At 70.7% G+C, this 24,784-nt stretch carries 24 protein-coding genes and 1 pseudogene; 12 read left to right on the forward strand and 13 right to left on the reverse strand.

Annotated elements, in window-relative coordinates; translation table 11 throughout:
- Nucleotides 1-49 precede the first annotated feature (49 nt).
- The 3 genes and pseudogenes from ABZ471_RS31225 to ABZ471_RS31235 form a co-directional block, all read left to right on the forward strand.
- Nucleotides 50-880: pseudogene (locus tag ABZ471_RS31225) on the forward strand (AraC family transcriptional regulator); the annotation flags it as partial.
- 32 nt (nt 881-912) lie between these two features.
- The gene (locus tag ABZ471_RS31230) at nt 913-1,749 is read left to right on the forward strand and encodes an AzlC family ABC transporter permease (RefSeq protein WP_359071067.1); all 837 of its coding nucleotides are present in this window, start codon (nt 913-915) and stop codon (nt 1,747-1,749) included.
- Nucleotides 1,746-2,054, forward strand: coding sequence for an AzlD domain-containing protein (locus ABZ471_RS31235; RefSeq protein ID WP_359071068.1), 309 nt, complete (start codon nt 1,746-1,748; stop codon nt 2,052-2,054). The genes ABZ471_RS31230 and ABZ471_RS31235 overlap by 4 nt, the downstream gene beginning before the upstream one ends.
- 12 nt (nt 2,055-2,066) lie before the next feature.
- Here ABZ471_RS31235 and ABZ471_RS31240 read toward each other — a convergent pair whose 3' ends face one another.
- Nucleotides 2,067-3,011, reverse strand: coding sequence for a hypothetical protein (locus ABZ471_RS31240; RefSeq protein WP_359071070.1), 945 nt, complete (start codon nt 3,009-3,011; stop codon nt 2,067-2,069).
- An 80-nt stretch (nt 3,012-3,091) separates the two neighbouring features.
- On the opposite strand from ABZ471_RS31240, the gene ABZ471_RS31245 reads away from it, so the two are divergent.
- Both ABZ471_RS31245 and ABZ471_RS31250 read left to right on the forward strand, forming a co-directional pair.
- A complete protein-coding gene (locus ABZ471_RS31245; RefSeq protein WP_359071072.1) occupies nt 3,092-3,286 on the forward strand; it encodes a DUF3046 domain-containing protein in 195 nt (64 codons plus the stop codon).
- A 60-nt stretch (nt 3,287-3,346) separates the two neighbouring features.
- Nucleotides 3,347-4,618: an AI-2E family transporter gene (locus ABZ471_RS31250; RefSeq protein WP_359071073.1), complete on the forward strand. Its 1,272-nt coding sequence runs from the start codon at nt 3,347-3,349 to the stop codon at nt 4,616-4,618.
- 93 nt (nt 4,619-4,711) lie between these two features.
- Here the strand turns inward: ABZ471_RS31250 and ABZ471_RS31255 are convergent, their stop codons facing one another.
- Nucleotides 4,712-5,455 carry a hypothetical protein gene (locus tag ABZ471_RS31255; RefSeq protein WP_359071074.1) on the reverse strand — a complete coding sequence of 248 codons (744 nt, stop codon included), beginning with the start codon at nt 5,453-5,455 and terminating at the stop codon, nt 4,712-4,714.
- Between the two features lie 301 nt (nt 5,456-5,756).
- Between ABZ471_RS31255 and recA the strand changes: the two genes are divergently transcribed.
- The 3 genes from recA to ABZ471_RS31270 all read left to right on the forward strand — a co-directional run bounded on the left by recA (nt 5,757) and on the right by ABZ471_RS31270 (nt 10,423).
- Complete coding sequence (gene recA / locus ABZ471_RS31260; protein ID WP_359071076.1) at nt 5,757-6,884, forward strand: recombinase RecA; 1,128 nt, start codon at nt 5,757-5,759, stop codon at nt 6,882-6,884.
- A gap of 4 nt (nt 6,885-6,888) precedes the next feature.
- The gene (gene recX, locus ABZ471_RS31265) at nt 6,889-7,719 is read left to right on the forward strand and encodes a recombination regulator RecX (RefSeq protein ID WP_359071078.1); all 831 of its coding nucleotides are present in this window, start codon (nt 6,889-6,891) and stop codon (nt 7,717-7,719) included.
- 175 nt (nt 7,720-7,894) lie between these two features.
- Nucleotides 7,895-10,423 (forward strand): FtsX-like permease family protein, encoded by a 2,529-nt coding sequence (locus ABZ471_RS31270; RefSeq protein ID WP_359071080.1) that lies wholly within the window; start codon nt 7,895-7,897, stop codon nt 10,421-10,423.
- A gap of 145 nt (nt 10,424-10,568) precedes the next feature.
- Here the strand turns inward: ABZ471_RS31270 and ABZ471_RS31275 are convergent, their stop codons facing one another.
- The 5 genes from ABZ471_RS31275 to ABZ471_RS31295 form a co-directional block, all read right to left on the reverse strand.
- Nucleotides 10,569-10,982, reverse strand: a complete 414-nt coding sequence (locus tag ABZ471_RS31275) for a rhodanese-like domain-containing protein (protein WP_359071082.1) — start codon at nt 10,980-10,982, stop codon at nt 10,569-10,571.
- The gene (locus tag ABZ471_RS31280; RefSeq protein WP_359071084.1) at nt 10,979-11,524 is read right to left on the reverse strand and encodes a cysteine dioxygenase; all 546 of its coding nucleotides are present in this window, start codon (nt 11,522-11,524) and stop codon (nt 10,979-10,981) included. Before ABZ471_RS31280 ends, ABZ471_RS31275 begins: the two co-directional genes overlap by 4 nt.
- A 76-nt stretch (nt 11,525-11,600) precedes the next feature.
- Nucleotides 11,601-11,687, reverse strand: coding sequence for a putative leader peptide (locus ABZ471_RS31285; protein WP_313960178.1), 87 nt, complete (start codon nt 11,685-11,687; stop codon nt 11,601-11,603).
- A 77-nt stretch (nt 11,688-11,764) separates the two neighbouring features.
- Nucleotides 11,765-13,366, reverse strand: a complete 1,602-nt coding sequence (locus ABZ471_RS31290; protein ID WP_359071086.1) for an FAD-dependent monooxygenase — start codon at nt 13,364-13,366, stop codon at nt 11,765-11,767.
- Nucleotides 13,367-13,615: 249 nt separating this feature from the next.
- A complete protein-coding gene (locus ABZ471_RS31295) occupies nt 13,616-14,278 on the reverse strand; it encodes a response regulator transcription factor (protein ID WP_359071088.1) in 663 nt (220 codons plus the stop codon).
- Nucleotides 14,279-15,176: 898 nt separating this feature from the next.
- Here ABZ471_RS31295 and ABZ471_RS31300 point away from each other — a divergent pair.
- A complete protein-coding gene (locus tag ABZ471_RS31300; protein WP_359071089.1) occupies nt 15,177-15,593 on the forward strand; it encodes a hypothetical protein in 417 nt (138 codons plus the stop codon).
- Between the two features lie 68 nt (nt 15,594-15,661).
- On the opposite strand, the gene ABZ471_RS31305 is transcribed toward ABZ471_RS31300, so the two are convergent.
- The 4 genes from ABZ471_RS31305 to ABZ471_RS31320 form a co-directional block, all read right to left on the reverse strand.
- Nucleotides 15,662-16,606, reverse strand: coding sequence for an amino acid ABC transporter permease (locus ABZ471_RS31305; RefSeq protein ID WP_359071090.1), 945 nt, complete (start codon nt 16,604-16,606; stop codon nt 15,662-15,664).
- Nucleotides 16,603-17,250 (reverse strand): amino acid ABC transporter permease, encoded by a 648-nt coding sequence (locus tag ABZ471_RS31310; protein WP_359071092.1) that lies wholly within the window; start codon nt 17,248-17,250, stop codon nt 16,603-16,605. Before ABZ471_RS31310 ends, ABZ471_RS31305 begins: the two co-directional genes overlap by 4 nt.
- 152 nt (nt 17,251-17,402) lie before the next feature.
- Nucleotides 17,403-18,320, reverse strand: a complete 918-nt coding sequence (locus ABZ471_RS31315; RefSeq protein ID WP_359071093.1) for a glutamate ABC transporter substrate-binding protein — start codon at nt 18,318-18,320, stop codon at nt 17,403-17,405.
- A gap of 84 nt (nt 18,321-18,404) precedes the next feature.
- The gene (locus tag ABZ471_RS31320) at nt 18,405-19,181 is read right to left on the reverse strand and encodes an amino acid ABC transporter ATP-binding protein (protein WP_359071095.1); all 777 of its coding nucleotides are present in this window, start codon (nt 19,179-19,181) and stop codon (nt 18,405-18,407) included.
- Between the two features lie 295 nt (nt 19,182-19,476).
- Between ABZ471_RS31320 and ABZ471_RS31325 the strand changes: the two genes are divergently transcribed.
- Nucleotides 19,477-20,163 (forward strand): response regulator transcription factor, encoded by a 687-nt coding sequence (locus tag ABZ471_RS31325; RefSeq protein ID WP_359071115.1) that lies wholly within the window; start codon nt 19,477-19,479, stop codon nt 20,161-20,163.
- Between the two features lie 9 nt (nt 20,164-20,172).
- On the forward strand, nt 20,173-21,615 hold the full coding sequence (locus ABZ471_RS31330; protein WP_359071097.1) for a HAMP domain-containing sensor histidine kinase: 1,443 nt from the start codon (nt 20,173-20,175) through the stop codon (nt 21,613-21,615).
- On the opposite strand, the gene ABZ471_RS31335 is transcribed toward ABZ471_RS31330, so the two are convergent.
- Nucleotides 21,605-22,603, reverse strand: coding sequence for a TAXI family TRAP transporter solute-binding subunit (locus tag ABZ471_RS31335; RefSeq protein WP_359071098.1), 999 nt, complete (start codon nt 22,601-22,603; stop codon nt 21,605-21,607). The two genes, ABZ471_RS31330 and ABZ471_RS31335, sit on opposite strands and share 11 nt — an antisense overlap.
- A 107-nt stretch (nt 22,604-22,710) precedes the next feature.
- On the opposite strand from ABZ471_RS31335, the gene ABZ471_RS31340 reads away from it, so the two are divergent.
- Entirely contained in the window at nt 22,711-23,118 is a 408-nt protein-coding gene (locus ABZ471_RS31340) for a MazG nucleotide pyrophosphohydrolase domain-containing protein (protein ID WP_359071100.1), read from the forward strand.
- A 54-nt stretch (nt 23,119-23,172) separates the two neighbouring features.
- Here the strand turns inward: ABZ471_RS31340 and ABZ471_RS31345 are convergent, their stop codons facing one another.
- The gene (locus tag ABZ471_RS31345; protein ID WP_359071117.1) at nt 23,173-24,591 is read right to left on the reverse strand and encodes a hypothetical protein; all 1,419 of its coding nucleotides are present in this window, start codon (nt 24,589-24,591) and stop codon (nt 23,173-23,175) included.
- Nucleotides 24,592-24,784 lie beyond the last annotated feature (193 nt).

Genomic DNA, 24,784 nt, shown 5'->3' on the forward strand with positions numbered 1-24,784 from the left:
GAGAACAGGCCGACGGGAGCGGTCGCCGGCCGGGACGGACAATGGTCGTATGGCGGGTTCGGCGGAGCAGGCACGGCACTGGCGGTATGCGGAGCTGCCCGGCGTCGACCTGCTGCGCGCCCGGTACATCCGCAAGACCTTCGTCCGGCACACCCACGAGAACTTCGTGATCGCGGCCATCGCCGACGGCGTCGAGGTCTTCCACCACCGCGGCTCCGACGTGTCCGCCGGCGCGGGAGCCCTCGCACTCGTCAACCCGGACACGCCGCACACCGGCCGGGCCGGCGTTCCCGAGGGTTGGCGGTACGGCGCCGTCTATCCGTCGCCCGGGGTGGTGGCCGAGATCGCGGCCGAGACCACGACGATCCGCGGCACGCCCGGCTTCGTGAGCCCGGTCCTCGACGACCCGTACACCGTCCGCCTGGTGCATCAGGTGCTCCGCGCCGCCGACGAGGGCAATGCACTCGCGGCCGACACCCTGCTGCGCGTGGCCGTGACCAGGCTGCTGCGGCTCAACGGCGGGCCGCTGCCGCAGCGGCCGGCGAGGACGGCGGGAGCGCGGATCGCGGCACGCGCGCGTGCCGTGCTGGAGGAGCGGCTGGCCGAGCCGCCGACCCTGGAGCGCCTCGCCGCGGACCTCGGAACCAGCCCGTTCGCCCTGCTGCGGGCGTTCCGGGACGCCTACGGGATGCCGCCGCACACCTGGCTGACCGACGCCCGGGTGCGCCGCGCGCGGAACCTGCTGGACACGGGTACCGCACCCGCCGAGGCGGCGGTGCTCGTCGGCTTCACCGACCAGCCGCACCTCAACCGGCACTTCACCCGGATCGTCGGCGTGCCCCCGGGCGCCTACCGGCGCGAGCGCAAGAACGTACAAGACCCGGGCTGACGGCCGACCGTACCGTCCGGGGCGTGGCACAAGACACAGCACTCGCGGACGGGGCCGCCGACGGCACGCAGAAGCCCGACGCCGCCGTCGTACGGGACGCCCTGGGCGTCGGCGTCGCCGTCGGACTGTCCGGGTTCGCCTTCGGCGTGACCTCGGCCGGCAGCGGACTCGGGCTCCTGCAGACCTGCGCGCTCAGCCTCCTGGTGTTCACCGGGGCCTCCCAGTTCGCCCTCGTGGGCGCACTCGCCGCCGGCGGCAACCCGTTCACGGCCGCCGCCGGCGCCTTCTTCCTGGGCGTGCGCAACGCCTTCTACGGGCTGCGCCTGTCGCAGCTGCTGGCTCTCCCGCGCGCGGTGCGGCCGTTCGCCGCGCAGTGGGTGATCGACGAGACCACGGCGGTGACCCTGGCCCAGCCGACCCGGCGTGCCGCGCGCATCGGCTTCACCGTCACCGGGCTCAGCCTGTACCTGCTGTGGAACCTCACCACGCTGCTCGGCGCACTCGGCGCGAAGGCCATCGGGGACACCGGTGCATGGGGCCTGGACGCGGCCGGGCCCGCCGTCTTCCTGGCCCTGCTCGCCCCGATGCTGAAGACGCCCACCGAACGTGCGGTCGCAGGACTCGCGGTCCTGCTGGGCCTCGGCCTGCTGCCCGTCCTGCCGGCCGGCGTACCGGTCCTGGTGGCGGCACTGGCGGCGCCGGCCGCGCTGCTCACCAAGGGCCGACGCGGCGGTCGCAGCCGACGGGACGCACCGGCTGGTGGGCCGGTGGAGGGGCTGGGGCGGTCTGCGGGGGCCGGTGGGCCGGTGGAGGGGCTGGGGCGGTCTGCCGGATCCTGCGGATCCGAGGAGGAGCGATGAACATCTGGATCGCGATCGGCGTGACCGCTCTCGGCTGCTACGCCGTCAAGCTCGCCGGGCTGCTCGTGCCCGCGAGCGCGGTGGAGCGGCCGCTCGTCCGACGGCTCGCCGCCCTGCTGCCCGTCGCCCTCCTCGCCGCGCTCACCGCCCAGCAGACGTTCGCCGACGGGCACGCGCTCGTACTGGACGCCCGGGCCGCAGGGCTTGGCGCGGCCGCCGTGGCGCTGGTGCTGCGCGCACCGTTCCTGCTGGTCGTCGCGGCGGCTGTGGTGGTGACGGCGGGCGTGCGGGCGATCGGCGGGTGAGGACGGCCGGGCTCAGCCCACGAAGCGGCCGTACGCCCTGAGGGTGCGCAGCGTCTCGATCGTCACCATCGGGCGCGCCTCCAGCGTGGGCACCGGCGCCCACCGGCGCCAGCGGACGGGCCAGCCGCCGTCCTCCTGCTGCTCGGCGGCGAGGAAGTCCAGGGAGCGCGCCATCTCCTCGTCCGTGAACCACGCGCGCGCGAGCGACTGCGGGCTCTTCGCGAAGTCGTGCGGGAAGTGGTGCTCGCCCGGGGCGTAGCCGGGAGCGACCGGGTAGGCGTCGAGACGGTCCGGGTCCAGTGCCGCCAGCCGCTGCTCGCGCACCAGGCGGCCGAGGCGGTCGGCGGCGGCCTCCGCGCGCGGGCGGTCGGGAGCGGTGTCCAGGAAGGCCACCGCGGCCTCCACCTCGTAGGGATGGGACTTGTCCATGGACTCCACGGCCAGCCAGCAGAAGTCGGTGGCCCGGAACAGCCAGGCGTGCCACACCTCGTTGCGGTGCAGCAGGCCCACCACGGGCCCGGTGGCGAGCAGCTCGCTGGGAGGGTCGTCCACGACCGGGACGAACGGTGCCACCGGGTAGCCGCGCTGGCTGGGACGGACCGCAGGCAGGGCGCCGTCCGCGGTGGAGACAGAGGTCAGATAGCGGCACACCCGCTCCACCCGCTGCCCGCCGCAGCGCCCGACGGCGTCCAGCACGCGCAGCGCGTGACCGGTGTGCAGGGGCTGGCTCACGGGGCCGCGCAGATCGGGTCCCAGCGCGTGGCCGTACCCGCCGTCGTCGGTGCGGTAGGCGTCCAGCGCGGCCTCCACCGGATCGGCGGCGCCGTTCAGGAAGTGGTACGCGAAGAGCCGCTGCTCCAGCACGCGCGCGGTGAGCCAGACGAACTGTTCGGCGCGGAAGAGCGGGGAGCGCGCCGGGGGCGTAGGGGGGAGTGGGGAAGCTCCTGTTTCGGCCATGCGACAGACCGTAGGACGGAAAGCGGTCTCGGCAAGCGGTCCCCGGCGGGCCCCACCCCCAGGGGCGGGATACTGGAGTCATGCGGTTGACGGTCTTCTGGCAGCGGATGGCGGAACACTTCGGTTCGGGGTACGCCGACACCTTCGCGCGCGATCATGTGATGACGGAGCTGGGCGGGTGCACGGTGAACGAGGCCCTGAACGCCGGCTGGGAGACCAAGGACGTGTGGCGCGTGGTCTGCTCGGTCATGAACGTTCCGGGGGAAAGGCACTGACCGGGCGCGAAGATCGCAGGGGGGCAGCGGACTGTCGGTGGCGTGGGCGAGACTTGCACCGTGGCACCCACTGACGACACCGGGCAGCTCGCCCAGCACGCATCCTCGTTCGGTACGACGCCGCCTGCCCGGCCCCCGGCCGAGGGCGGCGCCCGGCCGGGCGCCCGCATGCCACGCTGGCTGCCGCGCGCCATGGTGCTCGCGCTCGCCCTGATCGCCGCCTTCCAGCTGGGCAGCTGGGCCTTCCACCAGCTGACCGGCCTGTTGATCAACATCCTCATCGCGTTCTTCCTGGCCCTCGCCATCGAGCCCGCGGTGAGCTGGATGGCCGCCCGCGGCATGCGCCGGGGGTTCGCGACCTTCCTGGTCTTCTTCGGCCTGGTGATCGTCACCGCCGGCTTCGTCGCGCTGCTCGGTTCGATGCTCGCGGGCCAGATCATCAAGATGGTCGAGGGCTTCCCGGACTACCTCGACTCGGTCATCCACTGGATCAACCAGACGTTCCACACCGACCTCAGACGCGTGGACATCCAGCAGGGCCTGCTCCGCTCCGACTGGCTGCGCAAGTACGCGCAGAACAGCGCAGCCGGCGTGCTCGACGTGTCCGCCCAGGTGCTCGGCGGTCTGTTCCAGCTGCTGACCATCTCGCTGTTCTCGTTCTACTTCGCCGCCGACGGGCCCAGGCTGCGCCGCGCCCTGTGCTCCGTACTGCCGCCCGCCCGGCAGGCCGAGGTGCTGCGCGCGTGGGAGATCGCCGTGGACAAGACCGGCGGGTACCTGTACTCGCGTGGGCTCATGGCGCTGATCTCCGGCATCGCGCACTACATCCTGCTGGAGGCCCTGGGGGTGCCCTATGCCCCCGTGCTGGGTGTCTGGGTCGGCCTGGTGTCGCAGTTCATCCCCACCATCGGCACGTATCTCGCGGGCGCGCTGCCCATGCTGATCGCGTTCACGGTCGATCCCTGGTACGCGCTGTGGGTGCTGGTCTTCGTCGTGGTCTACCAGCAGTTCGAGAACTACGTGCTCCAGCCGAAGCTGACCTCGAAGACCGTCGACATCCACCCGGCGGTCGCCTTCGGGTCGGTCATCGCGGGCACCGCGCTGCTCGGTGCCGTCGGCGCGCTGATCGCCATCCCCGCGGTCGCCACACTGCAGGCCTTCCTCGGCGCGTACGTGAAGCGGTACGACGTCACGGACGACCCGCGGGTGCACGGACACCGCAGCCGTGCCCCGGCCGCCCCCGGGCTGCTCTCCCGCATGCGGGGACTGCGGCCAAGGGAACGGGAGATACCCGAGCCCGACGCGAACGCGGCGGAGGAAGGCACCTCCTGACCGAGACGAGCGGCGTCCGCAGAGGTCAGTGAGGCCGGCAGACGTGAGTGGGTTCAGCGAGGGTGGGTGGGTTCAGCAGAGGGGCGGACGGGTTCAGTAGGTGAGCACCGCCCACATCCCCGCACCGGCGACGGTGGCCGCGTAACAGCCGACGGCCACGGTCACGATCCGCTCCCGCACCCGCTCGCTCCGGGAGGTGCGGGAGAGCAGCCGGGCCAGCAGCGGCAGGACCAGGACGGCGTGCAGGCTCACCCCGTGCAGCGGCTTGAGCGGGGCCGTCGAGTGGTAGGCGGCCTCCTGGTGGCCGGTCCGGGTCAGCACGACCCCGCGCGCGATCATCGCCGCTCCCGAGGCCAGTGCCACGAGCAGGACCGCGAACCCCGAGCGCACCGCGAGCGGCATCCCGGCGGGGCCTGTCGGCCGGTGCCGGAAGGACGCGACGGCGAAGACGGTGAGCAGAGCCACCAGCACACCGCCGCCCACCGCGAGCGTCATGGAGACCGCCGTGTCGAAGGGGGTCTCCATGTCGAGGTGCGAGGGCACCCGGCGCCACGCCTGAAGGGTGATGCCGCCGACCTCCACCACGCAGTCCGCGGCGAAGACGACGAGCAGGACGGTGCGCAGCCGGTCCCCGATCCGCAGGTACGACGTCACCCAGGTGACCGCGATCAGCGTCACCCCGAAGGAGAGCCCGAACGTGACGGGCTTGCGCCAGGAGACGGGGCCGTCCCAGGGGCCGCTGTCCACCGCGAACACCACGAGGTGGGCGAGACCGGAGAGGACGAGGACCAGACCGGTCGCCTGGCACAGGCGCTCGGCGGGGCGCGGAATCTTCATGGCCCCAGGCTCCCGGGAGCGCCCCGCGCGGTCGTCGTCCGGTCGAAGACACCCGCCGTACGCCGCCGGGAGTAGCGGCCTGGGCGGGGCTCCGGACTCCGTGCGGTGCGCTTGACACGAAAATCGAACATCCATTCTTATTGGGGTTCGGGCGAGGCTCTCGACGGGGATTTCGATGCGGTTCAGGCTGAGATGTCCCCTTGTTATCCACAGGCCGGGCCGACGTCGGGGCGCATTGTCAGTGGCAGGCGTTAGCGTCTTTGACGTGAAGCGATCGACTCAAGCAAACCGGGTGGAACCCATGGCAGGAACCGACCGCGAGAAGGCGCTCGACGCCGCGCTCGCACAGATTGAACGGCAGTTCGGCAAGGGTGCGGTGATGCGCCTGGGCGAGCGGCCGAACGAGCCCATCGAGGTCATCCCCACCGGGTCGACCGCACTCGACGTCGCGCTCGGCGTCGGCGGCCTGCCGCGCGGCCGAGTGGTCGAGGTGTACGGCCCGGAGTCCTCCGGTAAGACGACCCTGACCCTGCACGCCGTGGCCAACGCCCAGAAGGCCGGCGGCCAGGTCGCGTTCGTGGACGCGGAGCACGCCCTCGACCCCGAGTACGCGAAGAAGCTCGGCGTCGACATCGACAACCTGATCCTCTCCCAGCCCGACAACGGCGAGCAGGCCCTGGAGATCGTGGACATGCTCGTCCGCTCCGGCGCCCTCGACCTCATCGTCATCGACTCCGTCGCCGCGCTCGTCCCGCGCGCGGAGATCGAGGGCGAGATGGGTGACAGCCACGTCGGTCTCCAGGCCCGGCTGATGAGCCAGGCCCTGCGGAAGATCACCAGTGCGCTCAACCAGTCCAAGACCACCGCGATCTTCATCAACCAGCTCCGCGAGAAGATCGGCGTGATGTTCGGCTCCCCGGAGACCACGACCGGTGGCCGCGCGCTGAAGTTCTACGCCTCGGTGCGTATCGACATCCGTCGCATCGAGACCCTGAAGGACGGCACGGAGGCGGTCGGCAACCGCACCCGGTGCAAGGTCGTGAAGAACAAGGTTGCGCCGCCCTTCAAGCAGGCCGAGTTCGACATCCTCTACGGCCAGGGCATCAGCCGCGAGGGCGGTCTGATCGACATGGGCGTGGAGCACGGCTTCGTGCGCAAGGCCGGCGCCTGGTACACGTACGAGGGCGACCAGCTCGGCCAGGGCAAGGAGAACGCGCGCAACTTCCTCAAGGACAACCCGGACCTGGCCAACGAGATCGAGAAGAAGATCAAGGAGAAGCTGGGCGTCGGTGTCCGTCCGGAGGAGCCCGCCTCCGAGCCGGGCGCGGACGCGGCGGTGACCACCACGGCCGACGACGACGCCAAGACGGCGCCCGCCCCGGCAGCCGCCAAGGCCGCCAAGCCCAAGGCCGCCACAGCCAAGAGCTGACCTCGTGACACGACGAACCGACTGGGCCGAGTACGAGTACGCCACCCCCGTTGCCTCACGGGGAAGGGGTGCCGGCGGCGACACGAGCCTCGCCACGGCCGGTGACGGCGGGTACAGCGGCGACGGTGACGGCGTGCACGGCGGGTACGGGGACGGTGGCACGCACCCGGATGACGAGCCCTACGGGGGAGGCTCGTCCGACCGCGGCTCCCGGAACACCGCCGGGCCGCGGGGCGGTCGCAGACGCGGCCGACGGCAAGGCGGCTTCGGGGAGCCGCCCGGTGAGGACGAAGGCGCCCCTTCCTCGTCGAGGGCCGAGCGGGGGGAGTCTTCGGGGGACCCGGCTGAGCGGGCGCGGGCGATCTGTCTGCGCCTGCTCACCGGGACCCCGCGCACCCGCAAACAGCTCGCGGACGCCCTGCGTAAGCGGGACATCCCCGAGGACGTGGCCGAGGAGGTGCTGTCCCGGTTCGAGGAGGTCGGGCTGATCGACGACGGCGCGTTCGCGGACGCCTGGGTGGAGTCCCGGCACCACGGCCGGGGGCTCGCCCGGCGCGCACTCGCCCGGGAACTGCGCACCAAGGGCGTCGACTCCGCGGTGATCGACGAGGCCGTCGGCCAGCTCGACTCCGAGCAGGAGGAGGCGACCGCCCGCGAACTGGTCGCCCGCAAGTTGGGGGCCACCCGTGGCCTCGACCGCGACAAGCGGCTCCGGCGTCTCGCCGGCATGCTCGCCCGCAAGGGCTACCCCGAGGGCATGGCCCTCCGCGTCGTCCGCCAGGCCCTGGAGGAGGAGGGCGAGGACACGGAGTTCCTGGAGGACGAGGACTTCTGACAGCCGGGCGCCCGGTCCGCGGTGGGGATAACCCCCGCCCAAGACGCCGGGCCACCGCAGTGCTCCAGGACCCGTGCACGGGCGAGTGTGTACGCACACTCCGGACGACGGCCTGCGCCGAGGCCGGCAGGTGCACGGACTCCGAGACGACGCACAACAGAAGAGAGCCCGCCCGATGATGCTGCGTTACGCCCTTCAGACCATCCGCGCCCGTAAGGCGGGCTTCCTCGGCGCCTTCCTCGCCCTGATGTGCGCGGCCGCTCTGATCACCGCCTGCGGCACCCTGCTCGACACCGGCCTGCGCGGCACGATCCGTACCGAGCGCTACGCCGCCGCTCCCGTCGTGGTCTCCGCCGACCAGTACGTCCACCGCACCACCGTGAAGCACAAGAAGGGCAAGACCAAGGTCAAGCACAAGGCGAAACCCATCGCCGAACGGGCCTGGCTCTCCGCGGACTTGGAGAAGACCCTCGCAGGCGCCCCCGGCGTCGCCCGTGTCGTCCCCGAACTGACCTTCCTCGCCCAGCCGTTGACCCAGGCCGGCACCGGAGGCCGTACTGCCTACGGACACGCCTGGGACTCCGCCGCGCTCACGCCCTACCGGCTGACCGCGGGCAGCGCACCCGAGGCGGCAGACGACCTCGTCATCGACCAGGACCTCGCCGCACGCGCCCACCTCCGCCCCGGCGCCCGCCTCACCGTGCAGTCGACGCAGACCCCGCGCGCCTACCGAATCACGGGCATCGCCGCACCGACCAGCCCCGTACGCCACCAGACGTCCCTGTTCTTCTCCACCGCAGAGGCCGAACGGCTGGCCGCGCACCCCGGGCAGGTCACCGCGTTCGGTGTGCTCCCGGCCAAGGGCGCCGACCCGCAGACGGTGCGGCAGGCCGTGGTGCGGGCGCTGCACGGCACCACCGCCCAGGTCAGCACCGGAGACGCCCGCGGACCCGTCGAGTTCCTGGACGCGGCCGCCGCCCGCACCCGGCTGGTCAGCATGGGCGGTGCGATGGGCGGCACCTCGCTGCTGGTGGCGGTGCTCGTGGTCGTCGGCACCTTCGCGCTCACCGTCCAGCAGCGCCACCGTGAACTCGCCCTGCTCCGCGCCATCGCCGCCACACCCGGACAGATCCGCGCGCTGCTCGGCCGGGAGGCACTGGTCATCGGCGCGGCGGCGGGCACCGTCGGCGCACTGCTCGGGCTGCCGCTGGGCAGCTGGCTGCACTCCCGGTTCGTCGCCCTCGGCGCCGTGCCGGTCACGCTCGAGCACACCGTCAGCGTCTTCCCGCCGCTCGCTGCCCTGGCCGCCACCCTGCTCGGCGCCTGGACGGCGGCCCGGATCGCCTCCCGCAGGATCGCCGGGATCCGCCCGGCGGAAGCCCTGGCCGAGGCCAGAACCGAGCGCACCCGGCCGGCCTGGGCGCGTATCGTCGCCGGTCTGGTGCTTCTCGCCGGCGGAGTCGTCCTCGTCGTCCTCCTCACCTCCCTGCGCACCGAGCCCGCCTCGACCCCCGTGACCTTCCTCGCCGTCGTGGTCCTGTCCACCTCCGTCGCCCTGCTCGGCCCCCTGCTGGTCAAGGCGGCCGCGCTCCTGCTCGCCGGTCCGCTGCGCCTCACCGGTCACGGCGGCCGCCTCGCCACCGCCAATCTGCGCGGCAATGCCACCCGGATGGCCTCCGTCGTCACCCCCCTCACCCTGCTCATCGGCATGACCTGCACCGTCCTGTTCGTCCAGTCGACCCTCGGCGACGCCGCCCGGACCCAGGCACGCGAGGGTGTCCGTGCCGACTGGGTCGTCGCCGCGCAGGGCCTTGGCGTCCCGGGTGAGGCCGCACGGCGCCTGCGGGAGCAGCACGACATCGTCACCGAGGTGGTCCGCACGACCGTCCGCATCGGCCTCGACAAGTACCCGGCCCAGGGCCTCACGCCGGCCGGTCTGACCCGCACCTGGGACCCGGAGGTCACCGCCGGCTCCCTCGGAAAACTCGCCCCCGGCACCGTCGCCGTCAGTGAACTGGCCGCGGACCAGCACCACTTGAAGCCGGGGAGCACCCTGAAACTCACGCTCGGCGACGGCACGCCCGCCACGCTCACCGTCGCCGCCGTCTACGCCCGAGGTCTCGGCTTCGGCGACCTCACCTTCGCCCACGACCTCGTGGCCCGCCACGTCGACAATCCGCTCGCCTCCTCCGTCCTCGTCGGCACGGCCCGTACAAAGACACAACTCGCGACTACGCTGCGTGAGTTCCCGGGTCTGCAGATTCTTTCTCCGGCCGCCGTGGAGTCCCTCCAGGCCGACCGGCAGCAGGCGAATGCCGAGGTCAACTACCTGGCCATGGGACTCGTCCTGGCCTTCACCGCCATCGCGGTCGTCAACACCCTGGCCATGTCGGTCGCGGAGCGTGTCCGGGAGTTCGCCCTGCTCCGCCTTGCCGGAGCGACCCGCCGCCAAGTGCTGCGCGTCCTGCGTACCGAGGCGCTGTCCGTGCTGCTCCTCGCCACCGCGCTCGGCAGCGGCATCGCCCTCGCCGTACTCACCGCGTTCAGCGTGGGCATGACCGGCGGGGCGGCCCCCGCGGTCACCCCCCTGCTCTACGTCGCCGTGGTTGCGATCGCCGCCCTGCTCGCGCTCGTCTCCAGCGCCCTTCCCGGGCGCGCGGCGCTCCGCGTACGGGCGGTGACGGTGGCTACCGCGAAGGAGTAGCTCCGCCGACGCGATCCATCGAGGCGATCCATCGAATCGATGGATCGAATCGCTCCATCGAATGGCTCCATCGACGCGATCCGCCGCCCGGCTGAGCGTGCGTCAGGCCGTCACCGGCTCGACGGGACGCTCAGCCGGGTGCGTGTCAGTCCGTCACCGGCCCGACCGGCAGCCCCGCCGAGCGCCATGCCTGGAAGCCGCCCACCAGGTCTGTCGCGCGGTGCAGGCCCAGGTGGTGGAGGGAGGCGGCGGCCAGGCTGGAGGCGTAGCCCTCGTTGCAGATGACGACGATGCGCAGGTCGTGGCCGGTGGCCTCGGGGACCCGGTGGCTGCCCTGGGGGTCGAGGCGCCACTCCAGTTCGTTGCGCTCGATGACGAGAGCGCCGGGGATCACCCCGTCCCGCTCGCGCAGGGCCGCGTACCGGATGTCGACCAGCAGGGCCGCACCGGCCCGGGCCGCCTCGTGCGCCTCCCGTGCCTCGATGCGCCGGTAGCCCGCGCGGACCCGCTCCAGCAGGTCGTCGATGCCGACGGGCCGTATGTTCGTGTCGCCGCTCACTGCCAGTCCTCCGGGCGCTCGACCTGCTCCAGGCGCAGCATCTGGCCGGTGCGACTGTAGCGGCGGATCCGTGGCAGCGGCGGGTAGTAGGCGTGGACGGAGATCGCGTGCCGGTCGGGGGACGCGTTGAGCACCTCGTGCACATGGTGGCGGCCGAAGGAGCGGCCCTTTCCGGCGGGCAGCCGGCGCTCACGGTCCACGCCCTCGGTGAGTTCCAGGGTCTTCCAGCCGTCGGTGGGCAGCCGGGCGGCCAGCGAGTACTCCGTGAGGTCGCCGGACGCGGTGAGGAAGGCGCCGACCGAGTCGGCGTGGTCGTGCCAGCCGGTGCCGGTGCCGGGTGGCCAGCCGATCAGCCACGCCTCGCTGCCGCCGGGGCCCTTCAGCCGCACCCAGGTGCGGCCCTCCGGGTCCAGCGGGAGCGAGGCGATCAGCTCGGTGTCGGCGGCCGTGCGCCGCACGAAGTCCAGGAGGTCCGCCTGGGTCGGTGCCGGGCCGACGGCACCGGCGGTGGCAGCAGGGGATGCGGGGAGCGAGTGAGACACGTGCACCGTCCTGAAGAAGGTTCGCCGAAGCGGGCGCACGACGACGGCGCCCGGAGGAAGGAATGGGGGAGCGAATTCAGCAGGACGGGCGACACACGCAGCCCGCATAGCGGACGAGGTCCATATGGACCCTCCGCCACAGGCGCACACAGGTGTCGGTCACGATCCGGAGTACAGCATGCTGCTGTACTCCGGTCAACTCACTGTCACCATGTGGACAGAGGGTGACGGGGCGCAGGGTCAGCGCGCGCCGGAGCCGGCCTCCGCCTCCTCCCGCACCGGGCCGCCCAGCGTCGCCTCGGCCGCCGCGTACAGATCGGCCGGGCGGACCCCGCTCAGCGCGGTGACCAGGTGGCCGTCGGGGCGCACGAGCAGCACACTGTGCGCCGGCGCACCCGGGTAGCTCTCGGCGACGAGCAGCTCGGCCCGGTGCGGCAGCGCCGTCACCGCGGCGGCCAGTCGGGGCATGACCCCGGCGGACACCCAGTGCTTGCGGTCCCACACGCCCGTGCCCGGTGCGATCAGCACGACGAGCAGCGCGCCCCGGCCCATCCGGTCGCGCAGCTGTACGAAGGAACCGTCCTCCGCAGTGACGCGCACATCGGTGACCTGCGCGCCGGGCGGGGTCTCGACCGGGATCTCCGCTTCCAGGTGCCGGGGCGCGAGCGGTGAGTCGGCGTACGCCCCCGGCGCACCCACCGGGCCGCGCCCGAGGTGGCCGTCCGCGAGCAGCGTGTCGTCGCCCCGGGCCGCGCCGGGAACGTAGTGACGCAGCCCGCCAGCGCCGCGGAGCACCGGCAGTACCTGGTCGGCGGCGCGCAGCCGGGCGGCGACCACCGCGCGCCGCTCGGCCTGGTAGCTGTCGAGCAGTGCCTCGTGATGTCCGTGGTGCCAGGCCGGGGCCAGCTTCCAGGCCAGGTTGTCGGCGTCCCTGAGGCCCTCGTCGAGCCCCTGGGTGCCGAGCGTGCCCAGCAGGTGGGCCGCGTCCCCGGCGAGGAAGACCCGGCCGGCGCGCCAGCGGCGGGCGAGGCGGTGGTGCACCGTGTGGACACCGGTGTCGAGCAGGTCGTACGTCGGGGTGGCGCCGTCCGCCCAGCCCGCGAGGGTCTCGCGGATCCGGGCCACCAGGATCTCGGGCGTGACGAGGTCCTTGCCCGGCGGCAGCAGCCAGTCCAGACGCCACGCGCCGTTCGGGAGGGGGCGGGCGGTCACCTCCCCGGCCGGGGGCCCGGACGACCGCCACGGCGGCATCCGATGGAGCAACGCCTGGCCGTCCCACGGAAGTTCCGCGCGCAGCGCGGCGACCGCGTGCCGCTCCACCGCCGTACGTCCCGGGAAGCGGATGTCCTGCAGCTTGCGCACGGTCGAGCGGGGCCCGTCGCAGCCGACCAGGTAACTGCCGCGCCACCAGGTCGCCTTGGGGCCGCGGGTGTGGGCGGAGACGCCGGAACGCTCCTGTTCGATCGAGTCGAGCCGGCTGTCCACGGCGACCTTGACCAGCGGCTCGTCCGCGATGGCGGCGCGCAGGGCGTCCGTGATGACGTGCTGCGCGATGTGCAGCGGGGCGGGATCGTTCTCGTCGAAGGCGATCTCGCTCATCACCTGCTTGCGCCGCAGCGACCGCCATCCGGCCCATCTGACGCCGTGGTCGCCGAGCGCGACTCCGGTCAGCCGCTCCAGCAGGGCCGCCGTGTCCTCACGCAGCACGACGGAGCGCGCCGGGCGTGGTTCTTCCTTGCCGGGGCCCTCGTCGAGAACGATGGACGGGACCTCATGGCGGGCCAGCGCCAGGGCGAGCGTGAGCCCGACGGGCCCCGCTCCGACGATGATCACCGGGTCCACAGCGCAGCGCCCCCTGCCCGCAGCGGTGCCCTGACGGACGTAGAGGAACAGGTAGGTGAAGCGGAGTGCACGATCACAGAACGTATGCAACCTATTGCGCGTGCTTGCGTCAAGTGACGACGAGCGCACCATCGCTGCGCATTGTTCAGTTATGACGGCCCGCCTACAGCCGAGCAAGTCACGGCTGGCGACGAGCCCCTTGCACGCCCTCCCTAACGATGAGACCCGGACAGACCTGAGCGGCGGGCGTCAGACAGGAAGAGCGACGACGCCGGCCTGCCAGGCGATACGAGCGGCGTGGATCCGATTGTCAGCGTGAAGCTTGACGCACAGGGCGCGGACATGGTCCTTGACTGTCTCCGGACTGATGTGAAGGGCCTCGGCGATGGCGCGGTTGGGTAAACCGTTACTGAGAAGGGCCAGAACTTCGCGCTCCCGCGTACTCAAGCTGGCGACGCGGTCGTGCGCGCTTTGGCAGGAGAGGACCGGGGCGGGGGGGCTGTGGAGGATCGCGTCGGCGATTTCAGGCGATAGGGCGCGGCTGCCCACGGTGACGGCGGTGATGGCCCAGGCCAGATGCTGGGGCGCGGAGCGGGAGAGCAGGACGCCAGCAGCGCCCCGGGCAAGGAGGGCACGAGCGCCCCGTTCCGTGATGCGTTCCGCGATCACCAGGACGGCAGGCGCTTCCGGGAGACGGGCAATGGTCTCCACCAGCGGGAGGGAGTCCTTGCCGAACGTGTCGCCGCTGATCAGGAGGTCCGGGCGGGTCGTCTTCACCAGCGTGGTCGCCTGGACGCGCTTCCCTTCGGCGACGACGCTAGTTCGCAGCATTCGGTGCGTATCCGGAGCCAAGGCTTGGAGCATCCCGCGCAGTCCTGCGCGGGAGAGCGAACTGTCATCGATGATTCCCACCCGTAGCATTCGGTCCCCGTGTGGTTGTGTGCGTGCGCTACGACACTCGTGACATCGCACTCGTCTGGTCACGACGAGTGACACTCGTATGATCCTCTGACTCTTGTGCGTGCATGTCAAGCGCATTCCTGGGTATCCACACGCAGGGTGAATGTGTGTGTCGCGAATCACTTCCGACTCTTCCGCGGCGTGTGTGGGTAATGGGGAGCGGAAAAGTCAATCCCTATTTCTGGGGGAGTCGTTCGATACCCCCCGCTGTGGGGGTCTTTTTCTCGTTTCCAGGAAACGCATGATGGTGAGCACTTCGCAAGCCCTGGACGAGAGGAATGCAATCTGATGGCTAACAGGGCACGCCGCGGTGGGGTATGGGGAGCGGCTGCGGCCGCCTGCCTGCTGACCATGGGAGCGGCCACAGCGCCGGCGGAAGCGGCTCCCGTTGCCGCTTCTAGTGCCGCGATCCATTGCGGCAATCCGATCCTGAAGGCGTGGTACGACTCCGACCAGTTCGGCACCTACCTCAAGGTTTGGTTCCAGACGGACAGGGGCTGCCCCAGGGGGAGGGGAGTCGCTAACCTCGGCGGACAGATCTACTGCAAGACCCGGTCCGGCCCCAAGCTTGTCTACCGCGACAGTGTTGCGAACAAGAAGGCTCCTGCGGAAACCCAGACAAAGGCGTTGCCGCCGAAGAGTACGTGTAAGTCCTTCTGGGCCGAGGGGACCATCATCTACCGGAATGTAGGTCGGGTGCCGTTCAGGGACACTTGGCGCTGGAACTGGGGCGACTATCCCGCGTAACGCGATTTCAAGCGCAAAGTTCAAATCTTCCTCAAGTATGCATTTGGCATGCATGAGGATTCTGAAAGGGAGAATATCCATGCACGGTAACGAAGGGACCAGGATGAAGCGTCGTGCGGCCGTGCTTCTCGGTACGACGGTCCTGGCCTCCGCCCTGGCGGCGCCTTCGGCGTTGGCGGATGGCCCCTCCGAGATCTACCTGGGCAAGCGCTCCGGCACCATCCACGTCGGCGGATTCCCTGCGTCGTACAACTGGGTCGACAAGCAGTACCGCAGTACCTCGCTGCCCAACCTGCGCAAGCACTCGATCCGCATCACGTTCACCGGGTGTGCGAATTGGCGCGCCCGCGCGGCCGTGAGGTGGGGGTCGACGTACGACACCGTCGAATCGTCAGCCAAGGGCTGCCGCAAGTCCATCCTGCTCACGCCGCTGGGCAACATGAACGCCAACGTCACGCTGACCATCCACCAGGACCCCACGGACATGACGGCAAGCACTGTCATCAAACCCGTCCACTGAACGGCGACTGGGGCATGGAACACGTGCGGGCGGCACTCCGGGGTGCCGCCCGCACGTGTGCTCCGTGACTACTTCACCGTGCGGTCCGCACCCCCGTCGGTCGGCCCCGGGAAGCCGTTGTCGACATCGAGCACTCCCGGCTGCTCGGCTGGCTCGGCCGCCGCGGCCACGGCGACTCCGGTCTTGGCCCGACGCCCCCGCCGTTCGATCCAGGTCGCGAGCGAGGAGAGCGCGAGACACATCACGATGTAGATCGCGCCGGCGACGATGGTGACTGCCGTGAACGGGTTCTCCCCATTGACGATGATGTTGGAGGCCATCGTCCGAGTGGCGAACAGCAGCTCTGTGTACGTGATGACGTATCCGAGCGAGGTGTCCTTCAGCGTGACCACCAGCTGGCTGATCATCGTCGGCAGCATCGAGCGCACCGCCTGTGGCAGCAACAGCATCGTCATCACCTGGTACTTGCGCAGGCCGAGCGCGTACGCCGCCTCCACCTGTCCCCGGGGTACGGCATTGATGCCCGCGCGGAACACCTCGGCCTGCACACAGCCGTTGTAGACAGCCAGCCCGATGACCAGACCCCAGAACGCGGTGTTGTCCCCGATGGCGCCGAGGTCGTTCTTGTAGCTGAGGAACAGCACCCACAGGGCGTAGATGGTGATCAACAGCGGGATGGCACGGAACAGCTCGATGAAGGCGGTCGCGAACCAGCGGACCGGCCGGTGCTCGGACAGGCGTGCCACGGCCAGGAGCAGCCCGAGTACCAGGGACAGCGCGCCGGCCACGGCGAACACCTTCAAGGTAGTCAGCACGCCGTCGCGGATGTTGGTGCGCACGCCCGCGTTGTTGAAGATGTTCCAGACCTGCGGGTCCAGTTGCCCCTTGGCGTCGAGCCGGTACACGACGAAAGCAATCAGGGCGGCCAGCGCCAGCGAGCCGAGCACCGTGTAGAGGCGGTTGCGCAGGCGGGCCTTGGGGCCCGGTGCGTCGTACAGAACGCTCGAAGTCATCGTGCAACCCCCAGGCGCCGCTCCAGCAGCCGGAACAGACCGCTGATCGAGAAGGTGATGACGAGGTAGCCCAGAGCCACCCACAGGAAGATCCAGGCGATGGCGAAGCCCTGGTCGCTCAACATCTTCTGCACGCCGAACAGCTCGGTCACGCTGAACGCGCCCGCGATCGCCGAGTTCTTGGTCAGGGCGATGAAGATCGAGCTGAGCGGTGCGATCACGGTCCGCGTGGCCTGCGGCAGGATGATCAGGCGCAGTGTCTGCGAGAAAGTCATACCGATGGAGCGGGCCGCCTCCGCCTGGCCCAGTGGCACCGTGTTGATGCCCGACCGAACGGCCTCGCAGACGAAGGCCGAGGTGTAGAAACTCAGGGCCAGCAGGGCCTTCATCCAGGGGCTCAGACCTGGGACGAAGATGACTGGGACGACGAACCACGCGACGAGGAAGAGCAGCGTCAGGGGCGTGTTCCGGAAGAGGGTGACCCATGCGGTGCCGAACATCCGCAGCGGTGGCACGGGGGAGACGCGGAACCCGGCGATGATGACACCCAGCACCATCGCGAGGAGTCCGCTGGCCAGGGTCAGCAGTACGGTGCCTATGAACCCCTCGCGGAAGTCCGCGAGATGGTCGAGCAATACGTTCACGGGGAGGTCCTCGTGGCGGTGTACGGGTAGGGAAGACCACGTCAGGGACGACGTCGCCGGGACGGGCCGGCCGGCCTCCGCCGCCCGCAGCGCACCGGGTCGGCGGAGGCCGGCTCACTCGACGCCGCGAGGGCGACGTCTCAGCAGCACCGTCAGTAGCGGTTGACGGCCGGCGGCTCCGAGTACGGGGAGCCGGACAGACCGAGTGTCGCCTCGTACGCCTTCTTGTAGTCGCCGTTCTTCTCGTGCTTCTCCAGCGCGTCGTTGACGGCGTCACGCAGAGCCTTGTCGTCCTTGTTCATGCCCACGCCGTACGGCTCCTTGGTGAACGGCTTCCCGATCACCTTGAGCTTGGTGGGGCGCTGCGCGGCATAGCCCTTGAGGATGGCGTCATCGGTCGTGACGGCGTCGACTTCGTTGTTCAGCAGTTGCTGCACGCACTCGGAGTACTTCGACAGCTCGACGGTCTTCGCACCGTACTTGGGCTTCTTGATCTCCTGCAGCGGGGTCGAGCCCTTGATGGAACAGACCGTCTTGCCCTTGAGCGAGTCGGGACCGGTGATGCCCTTCTCGTCCTTGCGTACGAGCAGGTCCGCGCCAGCCTGGAAGTACGGGCCCGCGAAACCGACCTGCTTCTTGCGCTCGTCGTTGATCGTGTACGTGCCAACGTACAGGTCGACCTCGCCCTTCGAGATGGTGGTCTCACGGACGTTGGAGTCGACGGTCTTGAACTCGATCTGGTCGGGCTTGAAGCCGAGGTCGGCGGCGACCATCTTGGCGATCTCGATATCGAAGCCGGACCGCTTGCCGGTGGTGTCCTCGAAGCCGAGGTACGGCTGGTCGTTCTTGGCGCCGATGACGAGCTTGCCGGCCTGCTGGGCCTTCTTGAGCGAGGGGGAGTCGATCTTCACGTCGCCGGCAACGGCGTAGGTCGGCAGCTTCGCCGCGTTCGCCCCGGGGCTCTCGCCGGCGGGCTGGTCACCGGCGTTGCCGGATTCACCGCCACAGGCTGCCAGGGCCAGGGCCAGAGTGGTGAGGACTGCTGCAGAGGCAGACTTGCGGAGCTTCATGATGGAGATTCCTTGGTGTCGGCAGGTTCACGTTGTCAGGCCGGACTCACGTGGCATGGGCGCCTGCGGCGGCGCGGTGCGGTGTCAGTGATGCAAGATCTTCGACAGGAACTCCCGGGCCCGGTCGCTGCGCGGATTGCTGAAGAACTGGTCGGGCGCAGCCTGTTCGACGATGCGGCCGTCCGCCATGAAGACCACCCGGTTTGCAGCCGATCGTGCGAAGCCCATCTCGTGGGTGACGACGATCATCGTCATGCCCTCGCGGGCGAGCTGCTGCATGACCTCGAGGACCTCGTTGATCATCTCGGGGTCGAGGGCCGAGGTCGGCTCGTCGAAGAGCATGACCTTCGGGCCCATCGCCAGCGCCCGGGCGATGGCGACGCGCTGCTGCTGGCCGCCGGACAGCTGCGCCGGGTACTTGTCGGCCTGGGTGCCCACACCGACCCGGTCGAGCAGGGCACGGGCCTTCTCCTCGGCCTGCTTCTTGTCCGCCTTGCGGACCTTGATCTGGCCCAGCATCACGTTCTCGAGCACGGTCTTGTGCGCGAAGAGGTTGAAGGACTGGAAGACCATCCCGACGTCGGCGCGCAGCCGGGCCAGCTCCCTGCCCTCGTGGGGCAGCGGCTTCCCGTCGATCGTGATGGCGCCCGAGTCGATCGTCTCCAGGCGGTTGATGGTGCGGCACAGGGTCGACTTTCCGGACCCGGAGGGTCCGATGACCACGACGACCTCACCACGGGTGATCGTCAGATCGATGTCCTGGAGTACGTGCAACGCGCCGAAGTGCTTGTTGACGCTCTTCAGGACGACCAGTTCGCCGGATGCGGCCACGTCTTCCTTGGCCACCGATACTTCGGTCATCGCTCTCGGGCTCCGTCCTCCTCGGTTTCGGTGGACAGTAGTGATGGCCGGTGACCAGCGTCATCACATCTGAGGGGAATCTGAGCATCACGATCCGATAGCAACCGGACACGTGTCGTAGCACTTACGACCTGCGCGCGTATCGGGCGGATAACGGAAGCGGCAGGCAACCGGAACCCTCTTGACGCCGTCCTTCTCCATCGGCGTGACTTCCATGGTGCACGCGCGCGTGCCCGTGATCTACAAGCTGAACGAAAACCGTGACCGTATGAACGCTGAACCGGAGGGGGCCGGTATGAGACTGCTGCTCGTCGAGGACGACAACCATGTCGCTGCCGCGCTGTCCGCGGTCCTCGCGCGGCACGGCTTCGACGTCACCCACGCGCGCAGCGGCGAGGAGGCCCTCCAGGCGCTCGTCCCCGAGGGCGCCGGATTCGGTGTGGTCCTGCTCGACCTGGGCCTGCCCGACCAGGACGGCTACGAGGTCTGCGGCAAGATCCGCAAGCGCACCAGCACCCCGGTGATCATGGTCACCGCGCGCTCCGACGTCCGCTCCCGCATCCACGGGCTCAACATGGGCGCCGACGACTACGTGGTGAAGCCGTACGACACCGGGGAACTGCTCGCGCGGATCCATGCCGTCAGCCGGCGCACCGCCCACGAGGACGCCGCACCGGGTGCCGAGACCGCGCTGCGACTGGGCTCCGTGCACATCGAGCTGCCCACCCGGCAGGTCAGCGTGGCCGGTTCGGTCATCCAACTGACCCGCAAGGAGTTCGATCTGCTCGCGCTGCTCGCCCAGCGGCCGGGAGTCGTCTTCCGGCGGGAGCAGATCATCAGCGAGGTGTGGCGCACCAGCTGGGAGGGCACGGGCCGCACCCTGGAGGTGCACGTCGCCTCCCTGCGCGCCAAGCTGCGCATGCCCTCGCTGATCGAGACCGTTCGCGGCGTCGGCTACCGGCTCGTCGCCCCGGCTGCGTAGCGGGGTCGGGTGCGCACACGGCTCCTGCCGCTGCTGATCGTCCTGATGGCGGCCGTACTCCTCGCCCTCGGCGTCCCGCTCGCCGTCAGCGTGGCCGCAGGCCAGCAGCAACGGGTCGTCGTCGACCGGATCGACGACACCGCACGCTTCGCCGCCCTCGCGCAGTTCGTGACCGACGGGTCCAGTGGACCCCGCCGTGCCGCCCCGGACGAGCGTCAGGAGACGCTCCGCCGCGAACTGGACAGCTACTACGGCGTCTACGGCATCCGTGCGGGTGTCTTCTACGGCAACGGCTCGGCCATGGCCAACGCCCCTGACGACTGGTACGTCCCCCTTGAGGGGGAGGTCCGGGAGGCGTTCGGCGAGGCGCTGCTGAGCCGTCGCAGCCACGACCCCCGGCAGGTGTGGCCCTGGCAACGCAGCCGGCTGATCGTCGCCTCGCCGGTGATCCGGGACGGGGACGTGGTGGCGGTCGTGGTCACCGACTCGCCCACCGGGCAGATGCGTTCGCAGATCCTGCGCGGCTGGCTGATCATCGGGGCGGGCGAGATCGCAGCGATGCTGCTCGCCGTCGGCGCCGCGCTGCGGCTGACCGGCTGGGTGCTCAGACCGGTACGGATCCTGGACGCCACCACCCACGACATCGCCACCGGGCGGCTCAAGTCCCGGGTCGCGGCCGCAGGCGGTCCGCCGGAACTCAGACGGCTGGCCAAGTCGTTCAACGAGATGGCGGACAACGTCGAGGACGTCCTGGAGCAGCAGCGCGCCTTCGTCGCCGACGCCTCGCACCAGCTGCGCAACCCCCTCTCGGCGCTGCTGCTGCGCATCGAACTGCTCGCCCTCGAACTCCCGGAGGGCAACGAGGAGATCGCCTCGGTCCGCACCGAGGGCAAGCGCCTCGCGCAGGTCCTGGACGACCTGCTCGACCTGGCGCTGGCCGAGCACGCCGAGGCCGACCTCAGGCTGACCGACGTCGGCGCGCTGGCCGAGGAGCGGGTGGTCGCCTGGTCACCGGCCGCCCGTGCCAAGGGCGTCCGGCTCGTCGGTGACTGCCCGCCCACCACTGCCTGGGCCGATCCGATCACCCTGTCCAGCGCCCTGGACGCGGTGATCGACAACGCCGTGAAGTTTGCCCCCGAGGCAGGCACGGTCGAGGTCGCCGTCTCCTCCACCGGCGACACCTCGACGATCGTGGTCACCGACACCGGCCCCGGCCTCACCGAGGAGGAGCTCGCGCGCGTGGGCGACCGTTTCTGGCGCAGCGGCCGCCACCAGAACGTCAAGGGCTCGGGGCTGGGCCTGTCCATCACCCGCGCCCTACTCGCGGCGGGCGGCGGAGCGATCACCTACGCCAGCCACGAGCCGCAGGGACTGCGGGTGACGGTGACGGTGCCGAGGCATGCGGACGACCCCCGGGGCTCGTCCGGCGGGGAATCGTTCCCTACGGCTTGACCGAGCGGTAGTAGCGCCGGGCACCCTCCTGCAGGGGCAGGGGGTCGGTGTAGATCGCGGTGCGCAGGTCGACGAGCTGGGCGGAGTGGACGTGGGCGCCGATGTCGTCGCGGCTCTTGATCACCGTGCGGGTCATCCACTCGGTGAGCCGGGGGTCCATGTCCTTGCGTGTGATCAGCAGGTTGGACACCGCGATCGTCGCCACCGCGTTGCCGCGCTGCACGGACTGGTAAGCCGACTCGGGCATGTTGGTGGCCCGGTAGTAGCGCGCGGCCTCCCCGGCAGAGTGCAGCTTGGTGACGAGGTCGCCGCCGATCGGTACGAACTTGAAGTCGGACTTCCCGGCCAGGTCGACCAGCCCCTTGGTGGGCAGCCCGCCCGACCAGAAGAAGGCGTCGATGCTGCCCTGCTTCAGGTGGGCCGGCCCGGTGTCTATGCCGTCCGCCACCGGCGTGATGTCCTTCTGCGGGTCGACGCCGGCGGCGCGCAGCACGCGGTTCGCGATCAGCCGCACGCCGGAATTGGGCAGCCCGGTCGCCACCCGCTTGTGCCTCAGGTCCGCGACGCTGTCGACCTTGGAGTCGCGCGGCACGATGAGCTGCACGTAGTCGTCGTAGAGCCGGGCCACCCCGCGCAGCCGGTCCGCGCCGCTGCCGTGCCGGAGCGCGTACGTCTCCACCGCGTCGGCCGCCGCGATCGTGAAGTCGGCCTGACCGGTCGCCACCCGCTGGACGTTCTCCTGCGAACCGGCGCTGTTCAGCAGCTTCACCTTCAGGCCGGGCATGTCCCTGCCCAACTCGGTGCGCAGCCGCTCGCCGTACTCCTGGTAGACCCCGCGCGGTGTGCCCGTGCTGAAGACGATCGTCCCGGTCGGCGGCGTCTCGCCCAGCGGCAGCAGCCACCACAGGAGCAGCCCGAGGGCCGCGACGCCGACGGTCGCGCCCTGGAGCGCCCGGCGCCTGCTGATACGGGGGAACACCTTGGACATGCGGGCGATCCTGCCAGGCTTTGCGCGGGGCTGACCAGGGCCGAGGTCACTCAGGGGCCCCGGAGGAGCGCGGCGGGGCTGTCAGTGGCGGCCGTTAGAGTCGCCGTATGAGTTCTTCGCCTGCCCGTCTCGTCCGCGAATTCCACCACGCCTTCGGTCTCGACACCCGCACGAGCCCGGCGGAGGTGGCACCCGAACTGGCGGCGCACCGCGGGGAACTGCTCGCGGAGGAGGCGGCGGAGGTGGCCGAGGTGTCGGTCGAGGGCCCGCTGGACCGGCTCGCGCACGAGCTGGCGGACGTGGTGTACGTGGCGTACGGCACGGCCCTGGTCCACGGGATCGATCTCGACGAGGTGATCGCCGAGATCCACCGCGCCAACATGAGCAAGCTGGGCCCCGACGGCCAGGTCGCCCGCCGCGCCGACGGCAAGGTCCTCAAGGGCGAGCACTACCGGGCGCCGGACGTGACGGCCGTCCTGCGCCGCCAGGGCTGGACACCCGGCTCCGCAGCCTGACGACTACGACTACAGGGTGCCCCTGACGTCCATGACGACAGGGGCATCCGAGGCCTACGACGACAGGGAGCCGCCCGCCAGCTTCCACTCGCGGTGCAGCGACCCCAGCGGGACGCTCCGCTGGATCACCGGCGTGCCGAAGATCGACAGCTGGATCCGCAGGGTGCCCGACAGATCGACACCGCCGTACACCCCCCAGACACCCTCGGTCTTCGCCCCGGGGGTGTCGGAGGAGGCGGTGACCGTCCCGGAGGCCTCGCCGCGCAGATACGGCGCCAGGTCGGCGGTGAGGCCCACGGTGCCGTAGAGGCCGACGGACGCCTCGGCGCCGAGGGCAGTCTTCACGGTCCCGGCGGTGGTCAGGGAGGCCCGTACGGGCGTACTCGTCATGTCCGCCGAGCTGACCGGCGTCCACCCCTTGCCCGGTCCGAAGGTGCCGCCGGCCTTGAAGTCGCCCTTGAGGCTCTGCTCGACGTCGACGGTGACGTGTCCGTCGCCGCTGATCTGGACGTAACACGTCAGGTCGAGGTTGACGACGACGGGGACCGGGCCGACCTGCAGGACGGGGTCGGCGTGCAGTTTGGCGAACGGGATCCGCAGCGGGGTGCCGGTGGCCGCGGCGGCCCGGCCCTTGACGGCCCACCCGGAGGTCCAGGCGCCGGAGACGCCCAGGTACGCCGAGCCGGGCGCCGCATCCGTTCCGGTGCCGCCGTAGTTGAAGTCGACCTGCGGGGCCACCTGGACGAACCCGGACACCGAGGCGCCGGCCGAGACCGGGGCACCCTCCGACGTCGGCACCTTCGCGCCGACGTCGAGCCGGAGGCTGCCGAGCGGCACGGTCGCGCCCTTGGGGCCGACGTGCACGTCACCGGCCTTGGACCAGGAGACCTTGACGTCGGGAAGCAGCTTGTCGACGGCGAAGGAGGACGGGTCGACCGGCACGGTGCCCTTCGCCGTGTCGTCGCCCAACAGCGCGTTGAGCGTCGCCGGTTCGGTCTGCACCTCGGTGCCCCGGTCGGTCGCGTCGAGCACCTTGGTGACCTTGGCGAGCAGACCGTGCGGGGCGCCGGGCGCCGGGGCGCTGGCGATGACGTCGCCCACGGCGGCCTCGTGCGGTGCCGTCGAGGAGGTGGGGGACGGGGTCGCAGGGGTCTGCGAAGTCCCCTTGCCCGCCGGTGCCCCGGAGATGACGGCGCGCCGGGTCCGGCTGTCGTACGAGCTGACGGTGAGGTTCGTCTTGTGCGCCCGCCGGCCCGTCCCGGACGGGCCGGCCGTGGCGGTCGCGGTGGCGGCGGGGGCCGCGGCGACGGTGAGCGAGTGGTCCGTGCCGCCGGTGGGTTCGTCGGCGACCCGGACCTCCTGGCCGCGGGCCGCCGACGGCGGTTCGGCGTGCGGCGCGGACGAGGAACAGCCGGCGGCGAGGAAGAGGGCGGTCACGGTGAGGGCGGGCAGGAGGGCACGGCGGTGCCCCATGCGTCTGCGCAAGGTCGGTCCTGTGGTGGGTGGGGGGTATCGGGGAAGGCAGCACCGACAGCCGGCTACCCATGGGTAGAACCGGCTGGTAACTCGGTGGTGAGCCATGAGCATGCCATGGCTGCGCGTACGGGTCCCTCACAACCCGCCCACATCCCAACGTGAGCTGGCACACGGTGAGTTCAGGCCGACC

This window comes from Streptomyces sp. NPDC005728, from assembly GCF_040630895.1.
Lineage (GTDB): Bacteria > Actinomycetota > Actinomycetes > Streptomycetales > Streptomycetaceae > Streptomyces.

Bases quoted from the DNA above. Each gene is read 5' to 3' on its own strand.
- ABZ471_RS31235 (WP_359071068.1), top strand. From the start codon at position 1,746: ATGAACATCTGGATCGCGATCGGCGTGACCGCTCTCGGCTGCTACGCC.
- ABZ471_RS31240 (WP_359071070.1), bottom strand. From the start codon at position 3,011: ATGGCCGAAACAGGAGCTTCCCCACTCCCCCCTACGCCCCCGGCGCGC.
- ABZ471_RS31245 (WP_359071072.1), top strand. From the start codon at position 3,092: ATGCGGTTGACGGTCTTCTGGCAGCGGATGGCGGAACACTTCGGTTCG.
- ABZ471_RS31255 (WP_359071074.1), bottom strand. From the start codon at position 5,455: ATGAAGATTCCGCGCCCCGCCGAGCGCCTGTGCCAGGCGACCGGTCTG.
- recA (WP_359071076.1), top strand. From the start codon at position 5,757: ATGGCAGGAACCGACCGCGAGAAGGCGCTCGACGCCGCGCTCGCACAG.
- ABZ471_RS31270 (WP_359071080.1), top strand. From the start codon at position 7,895: ATGATGCTGCGTTACGCCCTTCAGACCATCCGCGCCCGTAAGGCGGGC.
- ABZ471_RS31300 (WP_359071089.1), top strand. From the start codon at position 15,177: ATGAAGCGTCGTGCGGCCGTGCTTCTCGGTACGACGGTCCTGGCCTCC.
- ABZ471_RS31305 (WP_359071090.1), bottom strand. From the start codon at position 16,606: ATGACTTCGAGCGTTCTGTACGACGCACCGGGCCCCAAGGCCCGCCTG.
- ABZ471_RS31315 (WP_359071093.1), bottom strand. From the start codon at position 18,320: ATGAAGCTCCGCAAGTCTGCCTCTGCAGCAGTCCTCACCACTCTGGCC.
- ABZ471_RS31320 (WP_359071095.1), bottom strand. From the start codon at position 19,181: ATGACCGAAGTATCGGTGGCCAAGGAAGACGTGGCCGCATCCGGCGAA.
- ABZ471_RS31325 (WP_359071115.1), top strand. From the start codon at position 19,477: ATGAGACTGCTGCTCGTCGAGGACGACAACCATGTCGCTGCCGCGCTG.
- ABZ471_RS31335 (WP_359071098.1), bottom strand. From the start codon at position 22,603: ATGTCCAAGGTGTTCCCCCGTATCAGCAGGCGCCGGGCGCTCCAGGGC.
- ABZ471_RS31340 (WP_359071100.1), top strand. From the start codon at position 22,711: ATGAGTTCTTCGCCTGCCCGTCTCGTCCGCGAATTCCACCACGCCTTC.
- ABZ471_RS31345 (WP_359071117.1), bottom strand. From the start codon at position 24,591: ATGGGGCACCGCCGTGCCCTCCTGCCCGCCCTCACCGTGACCGCCCTC.